The sequence below is a fragment of the Streptomyces sp. RLA012 genome (assembly GCF_056270325.1).
Genome location: NZ_JBWDPA010000002.1, coordinates 3,908,460 through 3,919,723, shown reverse-complemented (window position 1 = coordinate 3,919,723; position 11,264 = coordinate 3,908,460). Strand labels below are relative to the sequence as shown.

At 68.1% G+C, this 11,264-nt stretch carries 8 protein-coding genes and 1 riboswitch; of the genes, 3 read left to right on the top strand and 5 right to left on the bottom strand.

Features of this window, described 5'->3' with window-relative positions:
- Position 1: 1 nt before the first annotated feature.
- The 5 genes from RV986_RS17635 to RV986_RS17615 form a co-directional block, all read right to left on the bottom strand.
- Positions 2–1,015 carry a ribonucleotide-diphosphate reductase subunit beta gene (locus RV986_RS17635; protein ID WP_475918313.1) on the bottom strand — a complete coding sequence of 338 codons (1,014 nt, stop codon included), beginning with the start codon at positions 1,013–1,015 and terminating at the stop codon, positions 2–4.
- Positions 1,015–3,426, bottom strand: a complete 2,412-nt coding sequence (locus tag RV986_RS17630) for a ribonucleoside-diphosphate reductase subunit alpha (protein ID WP_475918312.1) — start codon at positions 3,424–3,426, stop codon at positions 1,015–1,017. The genes RV986_RS17635 and RV986_RS17630 overlap by 1 nt, the downstream gene beginning before the upstream one ends.
- 119 nt (positions 3,427–3,545) lie before the next feature.
- A riboswitch (cobalamin riboswitch) is annotated at positions 3,546–3,684 on the bottom strand.
- A gap of 225 nt (positions 3,685–3,909) precedes the next feature.
- A complete protein-coding gene (gene mctP / locus RV986_RS17625; RefSeq protein ID WP_475918311.1) occupies positions 3,910–5,517 on the bottom strand; it encodes a monocarboxylate uptake permease MctP in 1,608 nt (535 codons plus the stop codon).
- Complete coding sequence (locus tag RV986_RS17620; protein ID WP_475918310.1) at positions 5,514–5,810, bottom strand: DUF3311 domain-containing protein; 297 nt, start codon at positions 5,808–5,810, stop codon at positions 5,514–5,516. Before RV986_RS17620 ends, mctP begins: the two co-directional genes overlap by 4 nt.
- Before the next feature lie 350 nt (positions 5,811–6,160).
- A complete protein-coding gene (locus RV986_RS17615) occupies positions 6,161–6,925 on the bottom strand; it encodes a GntR family transcriptional regulator (protein ID WP_382260691.1) in 765 nt (254 codons plus the stop codon).
- Positions 6,926–7,385: 460 nt separating this feature from the next.
- On the opposite strand from RV986_RS17615, the gene RV986_RS17610 reads away from it, so the two are divergent.
- From RV986_RS17610 to RV986_RS17600, 3 genes are all read left to right on the top strand, one after another.
- Positions 7,386–8,672, top strand: coding sequence for an extracellular solute-binding protein (locus tag RV986_RS17610; protein ID WP_475918309.1), 1,287 nt, complete (start codon positions 7,386–7,388; stop codon positions 8,670–8,672).
- A gap of 753 nt (positions 8,673–9,425) precedes the next feature.
- Positions 9,426–10,415, top strand: a complete 990-nt coding sequence (locus tag RV986_RS17605) for a carbohydrate ABC transporter permease (protein ID WP_475918308.1) — start codon at positions 9,426–9,428, stop codon at positions 10,413–10,415.
- Complete coding sequence (locus RV986_RS17600; protein WP_475918307.1) at positions 10,412–11,260, top strand: carbohydrate ABC transporter permease; 849 nt, start codon at positions 10,412–10,414, stop codon at positions 11,258–11,260. Before RV986_RS17605 ends, RV986_RS17600 begins: the two co-directional genes overlap by 4 nt.
- Positions 11,261–11,264 lie beyond the last annotated feature (4 nt).

The following is an 11,264-nucleotide window of genomic DNA, read 5'->3' as shown; positions in this document are numbered from 1 at the left end:
CCTAGAACTCGTCGTCGAAGGAGACCGATCCCTCTACCGCCACTTGGTACGCCGACGGTCGGCGCTCGAAGAAGTTGGTCAGCTCCTGGACGCCCTGCAACTCCATGAAGGAGAAGGGGTTTTCGGAGCCGTAGATCGGTGCCAGGCCGAGGCGTACCAGGCGCTGGTCGGCGACGCACTCGAGGTACTGGCGCATCGAATCGGTGTTCATGCCGGGCAAGCCCTCGCCGCAGAGGTCGCGACTGAACTGGAGTTCCGCTGCGACCGCTTCCTTGATCATGTCGGTGATCTGTCGGCCGAGTTCCTCGTCGAAGAGGTCGGGCTCTTCCTTCCGCGCAGTGTCGACGAACGCGAACGCCGCGTCCATGTGGCAGCTTTCATCACGGAAAACCCAGTTCGTCCCCGTTGCCAGACCGTGCAGCAACCCCCGGCTGCGGAACCAGTAGACGTACGCGAAGGCGCCGTAGAAGAACAGGCCCTCGATGCACGCGGCGAAGCAGATGAGGTTGAGCAGGAAGCGGCGGCGGTCGGCCTGTGTCTCCAGGCGGTCCAGCTTCTCCACCGAGTCCATCCACTTGAAGCAGAATTCGGCCTTCTCGCGGATGGAGGGGATGTTCTCGACGGCGGCGAACGCGGCGGCGCGGTCCTCCGGGTCGGGAAGGTAGGTGTCCAGCAGGGTCAGATAGAACTGGACGTGGACCGCTTCCTCGAAGAGCTGCCGGGAGAGATAAAGGCGCGCCTCGGGGGAGTTGATGTGCTTGTAGAGCGTCAGCACCAGGTTGTTCGCCACGATCGAGTCGCCCGTCGCGAAGAACGCGACCAGCCGTCCGATCATGTGCTGCTCGCCCGGCGAGAGCTTGGCGAGGTCGGTGACGTCCGAGTGGAGGTCGACCTCCTCCACGGTCCAGGTGTTCTTGATGGCGTCCCGGTAGCGCTCGTAGAAGTCGGGGTAGCGCATGGGGCGGAGGGTGAGTTCGAAGCCCGGGTCGAGCAGGTTCTTTTCGGTGGAGCTCATTACTGACAGGCCTCGCAGGACTCGGGGTTCTCAAGGGAGCAGGCGATGGCGTCCTCGTCGGGGATCGCCTGCAGAGGGATGATCTTCTCGGGCTGAGCCTGCGCCTGGGCGGCGCGGGCGATACGGGTCGCCGGGCGGGAGCGCAGGTAGTACGTCGTCTTCAGGCCCGACTTCCAGGCGTACGCGTACATCGAGGAGAGCTTGCCGATGGTCGGCGTCTCCAGGAAGAGGTTCAGGGACTGGGCCTGGTCCAGGTACGGGGTGCGGGCGGCGGCCATGTCGATGAGGCCGCGCTGCGGGATCTCCCAGGCGGTGCGGTACAGGGCTCGTACGTCGGCCGGGATCCAGGCGAAGTCCTGCACCGAGCCGTTCGCGTCGCGCAGCGCCTCGCGGGTGCGGGCGTCCCAGACACCCAGCTCCTTCAGGTCCTTCACCAGGTAGGAGTTGACCTGGAGGAACTCACCGGACAGCGTCTCGCGCTTGAAGAGGTTCGAGACCTGGGGCTCGATGCACTCGTACACGCCCGCGATGGACGCGATGGTGGCGGTGGGGGCGATGGCGAGGAGCAGCGAGTTGCGCATGCCGACGGCGGCGATACGTTCCCGCAGGGCCGTCCAGCGCTCCGGCCAGGTCAGCTCCACGTCGTAGTGGTCGGGGTGCAGGACGCCACGGGCCGTACGGGTCTTCTCCCAGGCCGGGAGCGGGCCGCCGCGCTCCGCGAGGTCGGCCGAGGCCTCGTACGCGGCGAGCATGATCCGCTCGGCGATGCGCGTGGAGAGGGCCTTCGCCTCGGGCGAGTCGAAGGGCAGGCGCAGCTTGAAGAAGACGTCCTGGAGGCCCATCGCGCCGAGGCCGACGGGCCGCCACTTCGCGTTCGACCGGCCGGCCTGCTCGGTCGGGTAGAAGTTGATGTCGACCACGCGGTCGAGGAAGGTGACGGCCGTGCGGACCGTCTCGTCCAGCCGCTCCCAGTCGATGTCCCCGGCCGTCGTGTCGACGAACGCGCCGAGGTTCACCGAGCCCAGGTTGCACACCGCGGTCTCGCCGTCGTCCGTGACCTCCAGGATCTCGGTGCACAGGTTCGAGGAGTGGACGGTGTGGCCCGGCTCCGCGGTCTGGTTGGCGGTGCGGTTGGCGGCGTCCTTGAAGGTCATCCAGCCGTTGCCGGTCTGCGCGAGGGTGCGCATCATGCGGCCGTAGAGGTCACGGGCCGGGATGGTCTTCTTGGCGAGCCCCTCGGCCTCCGCCCTGCGGTACGCCGCGTCGAACTCCTCGCCCCACAGGTCGACCAGTTCGGGCACGTCGGAGGGCGAGAAGAGGGACCACTGCCCGTCGGTGTCGACCCGGCGCATGAACTCGTCCGGGATCCAGTGCGCGAGGTTCAGGTTGTGGGTGCGGCGGGCGTCCTCACCGGTGTTGTCGCGCAGCTCCAGGAACTCCTCGATGTCGGAGTGCCAGGTCTCCAGGTAGACCGCGGCCGCGCCCTTGCGCCGGCCGCCCTGGTTCACGGCGGCGACCGAGGCGTCCAGCGTCTTCAGGAACGGGACGATGCCGTTGGAGTGCCCGTTCGTGCCGCGGATGAGGGAGCCGCGGGAACGGATCCGGCTGTACGACAGACCGATGCCGCCCGCGTGCTTCGACAGGCGCGCCACCTGGTGGTAGCGGTCGTAGAGGGAGTCCAGCTCGTCCAGCGGGGAGTCGAGGAGGTAGCAGGACGACATCTGCGGGTGCCGGGTGCCGGAGTTGAAGAGCGTGGGGGAGGAGGGGAGGTAGTCGAGGCGGCTCATGAGCCCGTAGAGCGCCGCGACCTCGTCCAGGGCCCGGTGCGTGTCGTCCTCGGCCAGGCCCGCGGCCACGCGGAGCATGAAGTGCTGGGGCGTCTCGATGACCTTGCGGGTGATCGGGTGCCGCAGCAGATAGCGGCTGTGCAGGGTGCGCAGGCCGAAGTAGCCGAAGCGGTCGTCGCCGTCGGTGTCGATCAGCGCGTCCAGACGGGCCGTGTGCAGCCCTGCGAACTCCGCCGTGCGGTCGGCGATCAGGCCCTCGCGGTGGCCCGTGGCGATGGACTCGGAGAAGGTCGTGACGCCCTGGGAGGCGGCCTCCGCCGCGATGCTGATCGTCAGCAGCCTGGCGGCCAGCCGGGAGTAGACGGGGTCGTCGGAGATGAGGCCGGCGGCCGCCTCGGTGGCCAGCTCGCGCAGCTCCGTGTCGTCCGCGCGGGCGGACCGGCCGCGCAGCGCGGCGGCGGCGACCCGGCCGGGGTCGGCGTCGGGGAGGTCGGCGGTGAGGTCGGTCAGGGTACGCAGCAGCGTGGTACCGGGACCGTCCGTCTCCACCGGGACCTGCCTCCGCTGCTGCTCCTGCGGTGCAAAAGCGGTAGCTGAAGCCGGGTCGGCTGGCGCGATGGTCACTTGGGGCTCTCCCTCGCTCGGCACGGGGCCTGGCGGGGCGGGGGCAGCTCACGAGCGCACACGGCGTCGCGTCCACCGGCCCATTCCGCGAGGCCCGGACGTCCTGCGCCCGGGCCGGACGGCCGGGCGCACTGTCGGCAGGTCCTCGGACTGACGCGAATACGTGCCCGCGCATGCGCGAACACGTATAAGTACACCGTTGCGGGACAGTTCCGGATTCGCACCGGATTCCCCTGCGGCGACAGCGAGCATGAGCATACATCTTGTGTCGGGCTGCGGTGGCACCCCCAGATGTTGTGTCGCGTCGGTTTCAGAGCGTCAACTTCTAGGTGAGGAGAGTGATTGGGCGAGGAGAGCGATTGGGCGAGGAGAGCGATTGGGTGCGGAAAGGGATTGGGTGAAGAGAGCGACGCGGCCGAGGCACGGGACGCGCAGGGGGCGGCGGGGGTGGTGAACCCCCGCCGCCCCTGTGGTTCCGCGTGGTCAGTGGGTCGGGGCCGTGGCGGGTGGGAGCTCCACCTCGACCCCGGGTTCGCCCGAGTCCGCCGTGTAGTCCTCCGGAGACGTCTCGTCGATGCCGTCGACGACCTTGAAGGCGCGCAGGGCGAAGGTGAGGACGACGGTCACCACGGCGTTCAGGACGAATGCCGTCAGACCGATGTAACCGATCTCCCCGATGCCGGGGATCTCCTTCGAGCTGCCGCCGAAGTGCTTCTGGGTCGGCGAGGCGACCCCGTACGCGGCGAGCGTGCCGTACAGCATGCCGACCGCCCAGCCCGCGAGCAGCGCCCAACGGTGGAACCAGCGGGTGAACAGGCCGCCGACCAGCGCCGGGAAGGTCTGCAGGATCCAGATGCCGCCGAGCAGCTGGAAGTTGATCGCGACCGTCTTGTCCATCGTCAGGACGAAGACCAGCGCGCCCACCTTCACCAGCAGCGACACCAGCTTGGAGACCCTGGTCTCCTGCTGCGGGGTCGCGTCCGGTTTGATGAAGTCCTTGTAGATGTTGCGGGTGAAGAGGTTCGCGGCCGCGATGGACATGATCGCCGCGGGCACGAGCGCGCCGATGCCGATCGCCGCGAAGGCCACCCCCGCGAACCAGTCCGGGAACATGTTCTCGAAGAGCTGCGGGATGGCGAGCTGGCCGTTGGTGACCTTCACCCCGGCGGCGATCGCCATGAAGCCGAGCAGCGCCAGCAGGCCCAGCATCAGGGAGTACAGGGGGAGGATCGTGGTGTTGCGGCGGATCACCTCACGGCTGCGGCTGGACAGCGTCGCCGTGATCGAGTGCGGGTACATGAACAGCGCGAGCGCGGAGCCCAGGGCGAGAGTGGCGTACGTCCACTGGCCCGCTTCGGCGGGGACGAGCCCGCCCGCGCCCGCCGCCGTGTACTTGTCGCCGGCCGCCTTGAAGATCTCGTCGAAGCCGCCCAGCTTGATCGGGATGTAGATGATGGCCACCGCGATCACGATGTAGATCAGGGTGTCCTTCACGAATGCGATCATGGCGGGGGCCCGCAGCCCCGAGGAGTAGGTGTACGCGGCCAGTACGCCGAACGCGATGAGCAGCGGGAGGTCCTTGACGAACCAGTTCGTGTCGTCGCCGCCGCCCACGCCCATCACGTCGAGGACGGCTTGGATGCCGACCAGCTGGAGCGCGATGTACGGCATGGTGGCGAGGATGCCGGTCACGGCCACGGCGAGGGACAGACCCTTGGAGCCGAAGCGGCCGCGTACGAAGTCCGAGGTCGTCACATATCCGTGCTTGTGGGAGACCGACCACAGGCGGGGGAGGAAGGTGAAGATCAGCGGGTAGACGATGATCGTGTACGGAACGGCGAAGAAGCCGGCCGCACCCGCCGCGTAGATCGCCGCCGGTACGGCGACGAAGGTGTACGCCGTGTAGAGGTCGCCGCCGAGCAGGAACCAGGTGATCCAGGTGCCGAACGACCGCCCGCCCAGGCCCCACTCGTCGAGGCTGTGCTCGTCGTCGGCCCGGCGCCAGCGCGCGGCCAGGAAGCCCATGACCGTGACGGCCAGGAAGAAGAAGATGAAGACGCCGAGTGCGACGCCGTTCACACCGTCGTTCATGCTCCGGCACCCCCCTCGGCGGAAGCGCGGTCGGACCGGGAGCGCTGGGCCCGCTGGTCGATCTGCCACAGCTTGTACGCGGTCATCGTGAGCACCGTGGATATGAGCACCCACAGCATCTGGTACCAGTAGAAGAACGGGATGCCGATGAAGGCGGGGTCCGGTTTGGCGTAGGAGCCGACCCACAGCATCGCGACGAAGGGTGCCAGCAGGCACACGGCGATCACTGCGCGGAGCGGTGTCACCAGCGGCGCTTTCGCCGCCGGCGGTTTCGGTTCAGGCGCGTCTGACATACGGCGGCTCCGTCTCCTGGCTGGTCACCTGTGCAATGCGCAGGCAATCTAGGCGACGGTGTCAGGCAAACGGAACCCCTCGTCCGCATCTCGATCCGGGACGGGGCGCGCGGACGTACCCGGCGCGCCGACGCAAGTGGCCGATTCCCACCGGTACTTGTGGCCTGCGGCTCCCGCGGGCGCCGGGCTCGCGGGAGCCGCAGGCGCCTCGGGCTCGCTGCTTGCGCGGGTGTTTGCAGGTGCCTACAGGTGCCCTGGGCCGGCAGCTCCCGCAGAGGTTCGTGGCGCGCTGCTCCTGCGGGCGCTCGTGGCCTGTTACGGCTGCGGGCGCCCGTGGCCTCTTGCTCCTGTTACTCCTGCGGGCGCTTGAGCCGGGCCACGAACTTGTACCGGTCGCCCCGGTACACCGACCGCACCCACTCCACCGGTTCGCCCTGCCGGTCCAGCGAGTGCCGGGAGAGCATCAGCATCGGCAGGCCGACGTCGGTGCCGAGCAGGCCGGCCTCGCGCGGGGTGGCCAGCGAGGTCTCGATGGTCTCCTCGGCCTCCGCGAGATGGATGTCGTACACCTCGGCGAGCGCGGTGTAGAGCGAGGTGTACTTCACGAGACTGCGGCGCAGCGCCGGGAAGCGCTTCGCGGACAGATGGGTCGTCTCGATCGCCATCGGCTCGCCGCTCGCGAGGCGCAGGCGTTCGATGCGCAGCACCCGGCCGCCGGCCGAGATGTCGAGCAGCTCGGCGAGGGTGTCGTCGGCGGTGATGTAGCCGATGTCCAGGAGCTGCGAGGTGGGCTCCAGACCCTGGGCGCGCATGTCCTCGGTGTACGAGGTGAGTTGGAGCGCCTGGGAGACCTTGGGCTTGGCGACGAAGGTGCCCTTGCCCTGGATGCGTTCGAGGCGGCCCTCGACGACCAGTTCCTGGAGGGCCTGGCGCACGGTCGTGCGCGAGGTGTCGAACTCGGCGGCGAGCGTGCGCTCGGGCGGTACCGGTGTACCGGGCGGCAGTGTCTCCGTCATGTCGAGCAGATGCTTCTTGAGGCGGTAGTACTTGGGCACGCGCGCGGTACGGATGGGGGCCCCACCCTCGTTCTCCGCACTGCTGACGTCGGTGCTCATGCTCTGCCTTCCCGGCTCCGGGTGCCGAAGCGACCGACATCCCGTCGGTCACGGCTCACATCGTGGCACGGCTTTGTGTGCGAGTGTCCCCCCGCATGCTCCGTGATCCCCTCTATATACCGTTGGTCTACCTGTTGGTCTAGTCCACCGCGCGCAGAAGAGCCGGATCGGCGGCACGGATCGGCGGCGGGGAGAGGTGTGGGGCGGGGCGGCCGTGGTGCATGAACGGTCCTGTTGTTTATGCCACTTACCTACTTAAAGATCCTTGCATATGTAGGTCCCATAACGGACGGTCGGCCGGGCTTACACACCCTTGACACCCCTCTAGGTCTAGGCCAAGCTCCCCGTACTGGTCTACACCATTGGTCCAGTCCCAGTCCCACGGGCCGTACTCGGCAACGCTTCGGCATGTGTCACCGCGGTGGGCAGGGGGGTTTATGGCATCCCTGAGGAGGGTGGCGTGAAGCGGAAGCTGGCAGCCGCGATCGGTATCGCGGGCATGATGGTCTCCATCGCGGCATGCGGGGACAGTGACAACAAGTCCGGGGGCTCGGACAACGGCGCGGATGCCAAGGCGCTGACCGTCTGGCTCACGGTGGACGCGCAGAACAACTGGCCGGAACTGGTCAAGGCCGCCGACGCGGTGGTGCAGAAGGCCCACCCGGGCGTCAAGATCAACCACGAGTACTACGGCTGGCCGGACAAGAACGCCAAGCTCGACGCGGTCCTCGCCACCGACAAGGCCCCCGACGTGGTCGAGATGGGCAACAGCGAGATACTCAGCTACGTGGTCAAGGGCGCCTTCGCCCCCGTGGACGCGTCGAAGTTCGAGAACTCGGCGGACTGGCTGGACGGCCTCAAGTCCTCCGTCACCTACCAGGGCAAGACCTACGGTGTGCCGTACTACGCCGGTGGCCGCGTCGGTAACTGGCGCAAGGACGTGGCGGCTTCGGTCGGCATCAAGACGCCCCCGAAGACGTACAAGGAGCTCATCTCCGACCTGGACAAGATCCAGAAGAAGGAGGGGAGCAAGTACAGCGCCTGGTACCAGCCCACCCGTGACTGGTACGCCGCGATGTCCTTCGTCTACGACGCCGGCGGCTCCATCGCCGAGGACGAGGGCGGTCAGTGGAAGGCCAACCTGTCGTCGCCCGAGTCCCTGAAGGGGCTCGACGACTGGAAGGCCATCGTCGACAAGTACATGCACGGCGACAAGACCAAGGACGAGGCCGACCGGTACATCGTCTACGCCCAGGGCAAGTCCGCCATGATCTTCGGCGCCGCCTGGGAGGGCGCGACCGCCGAGGCCCCGGAGACCGACAAGACCGGGAAGCTCAAGGGCAACCTGGAGAACTTCGTGATGCCCGGCCCGTCCGGCAAGAACATCCCCGTCTTCCTCGGCGGTTCCGACCTCGTCGTCCCGACGAAGTCCAAGGCGCAGGCCCTCGCCGCCGAGTGGATCAACGCCTTCACGGGCCCCGCGGGCCAGAAGGGCCTGATGGCCAAGGGCAACCTGCCCAACAACAAGACCGACCTCGCCACGCTCAAGAACGACCCGGCGACCGTCGTCCCGGCCACCGCGGCCGAGTCCAGCTGGTTCGTGCCGATGGCGCCGGGCTGGGGCCAGGTCGAGAAGGCCCAGGTCCTGCAGACCATGCTGCAGGACATCGGCACCGGCAAGAAGTCGGTGGAGGCCGCCGCGAAGGAAGCGGATGCCGCGATCGACAAGGTCATCAACACCAAGTGACCTGAAGCGCGGGGTCCTGTGGGGCTCGGGGGTGGGTCCGGGGTGCCAGCAGGGTGTGTCCGAGGTGCGTCCTGGTGCTTCTGGGTACGTCCGAGGTGCGTGTCCTGTTACTTCCTGGTACACCCGGGAGTTTTCGGGTACGGCCGGTTACGACCGGGTACGGCCGGGTGCGTCCAGGGGCTTCCGAGGTGATCTCGGGGGTGATCTCGGGGGTGTCTTCTGGGGCCGGGTGCGACCCGGGCGGGCCCGGACCACGTACGACCCGGGAGAGTTTCGCCGGTCTACGACCAGGGTGGCTCTGGGTCGGAACCGATCCCGTGCCCGGTTCGGGCCGTGCGTGACCCGGGCCGGGTCGGGGTCGCGCAGGACCGGGCCTGCGCGTCCCGTGCACGACCGATCGCGCGAGGACCGACCGCGTACGGTCCGGGTGGCTTCCGCCCGGAGGACCGTGCGGGCCCCCGTGTTCGGCCCTGCGGGACCCGAGCCGCGTACGGCCGTGCGGGGCCTGGGCCGGTACGGCCGTGCGGGGTTTCGACCGTGTTCGGCCGTGTGGGACCGGTCCTGGGTTCGGCCGTGCGGGGTCCGGGGGCGGTACGACGGCGCGGGCCCCCGGACGTGTTCGGCCGTGCGGGACCCGAGCCGCGTACGGCCGTGTGAGGTCCGGGACGTGTACGGCCCGAGTGGGTTTTGCCGGTGTACGACCGTGTGGGGCTTGCCCCGCGTACGACCTGAGGGATCGCTGAGGAGCGCGCGATGAGTGCCGCAGACACGACCACCCCCGCCAAGGTGCCGCCACCGCGGCAGGCACCGCCACCGCCCGCGCCGCAGCGACGACCAAGGAGCAGGCGGGTTTCCGGTGGCGCCGCCGTCCCGTGGACCCTGCTCGCCCCCTGTCTGCTGATCCTCGCGCTGGTCATGGGCTATCCCCTGGTCCGGCTGGTCACCCTCTCCTTCCAGAAGTTCGGGCAGTCCCAGCTCTGGGGCTTCCAGCCGGCCGAGTCGGTCGGCTTCGACAACTTCGGCAAGGTGCTGGGCGACAGCGAGTTCTGGACGGTCGTCGTCCGCACGATCGTCTTCGCCGCCGGGTCCGTCGTCTTCACGATCGTCCTCGGCATGCTGATCGCGCTGCTCCTCCAGCGCGTCTCGGGCTGGATGAAGACGCTGATCAACGTCGCGCTCGTGGCCGGCTGGGGCATGCCCATCGTCGTGGCCACCACCGTCTTCAAGTGGCTCTTCGACTCCGACTACGGAGTCTTCAACGCGCTGCTGAGCAAGCTGCCCGGCGTCGACATGGTCGGCCACAACTGGTTCGCCAGCGGTCCCCAGGGACTGGCCGTGATCATGCTCCTGGTGGTGTGGGGCGCGGTGCCGTTCGTGGTCATCACGCTCAGCGCGGGGCTGACCCAGGTGCCGAGCGAACTGGAGGAGGCGGCCCGGCTGGACGGCGCGGGCGCGTGGGGCGTCTTCCGCTACGTCACGCTCCCGATCCTCAAGCCCATCCTCGTGATGCTCACGACGCTCTCCGTCATCTGGGACATGGGCGTCTTCCCGCAGGTCTTCGTGATGCGGGGCGGCCACCCGGAGGCGGAGTTCCAGCTCCTCACCACCTACTCCTACGACCGTGCCTTCGTCGTCAACGACTACGCGCAGGGTTCGGCGATCGCCCTGCTGACCGTGCTGTTGCTGCTGGGCGTGGTCGCCGTGTATATGCGTCAGATGCTGAAGATCGGAGAGGTCGAATGAGCACCGTCGCCACGGCCGGCCGGCGCCGCGGGAAGCCCAGGCTCGGCTGGAACCTCCTCGGTCTCCTCGTCCTCGTCACCGTGGGCTTCCCGGTCTACTGGATGCTGAACACGGCGTTCAAGCCGGCCAAGGACGCCATCGACCCGGATCCGAGCCTGTTCCCCACCGGGATCACACTCGACAACTTCCGCCGCGCGCTGGACATCGCGGACTTCTGGGGCTCGGTCGGCCGCAGCCTCGTCGTGTCCCTGACGGTGGTCGTGATCGGCGTGGTGGTCGGCATGCTCGCGGCGCTCGCCATCTCCCGGTTCGCCTTCCGCGGCCGCAAGATCGTGATCGTCGGCATCCTGGCGGTCCAGATGGTCCCGCTGGTCGCCATGATCATCCCGGTCTTTCTGCTGCTGAACGACCTGGATCAGTACGACAAGCTGTCCGGCCTGATCATCACGTATCTGACCTTCGTCCTCCCCTTCACCGTGTGGACGCTGCGAGGCTTCATCGTCAACATCCCGAAGGAGCTGGAGGAGGCGGCCATGGTCGACGGCTGCTCGCGCACGGGCGCCTTCATCCGGGTGGTCTTCCCGCTCCTCGCCCCCGGCATGGTCGCCACCTCGGTGTACGCGTTCATCCAGGCCTGGAACGAATACATCTACGCCCTGATGCTCATGAGCCAGAAGCATCAGACCGCCACCGTCTGGCTCGGCAACTTCACCACCAAGCACGGCACCGAGTACGCCCCGATGATGGCCGGTTCCACGATGATGGCCGTGCCGATCGTCGTCCTCTTCCTCTTTGTCCAGCGCAAGATGGCCGCGGGACTGACCGCGGGCGCCGTGAAGGGATAACGCC

What these genes read in the sequence shown, in the direction of transcription:
- RV986_RS17635 (WP_475918313.1), bottom strand. Translation starts at nt 1,015, where the DNA reads ATGAGCTCCACCGAAAAGAACCTGCTCGACCCGGGCTTCGAACTCACC.
- mctP (WP_475918311.1), bottom strand. Translation starts at nt 5,517, where the DNA reads ATGAACGACGGTGTGAACGGCGTCGCACTCGGCGTCTTCATCTTCTTC.
- RV986_RS17620 (WP_475918310.1), bottom strand. Translation starts at nt 5,810, where the DNA reads ATGTCAGACGCGCCTGAACCGAAACCGCCGGCGGCGAAAGCGCCGCTG.
- RV986_RS17615 (WP_382260691.1), bottom strand. Translation starts at nt 6,925, where the DNA reads ATGAGCACCGACGTCAGCAGTGCGGAGAACGAGGGTGGGGCCCCCATC.
- RV986_RS17605 (WP_475918308.1), top strand. Translation starts at nt 9,426, where the DNA reads ATGAGTGCCGCAGACACGACCACCCCCGCCAAGGTGCCGCCACCGCGG.
- RV986_RS17600 (WP_475918307.1), top strand. Translation starts at nt 10,412, where the DNA reads ATGAGCACCGTCGCCACGGCCGGCCGGCGCCGCGGGAAGCCCAGGCTC.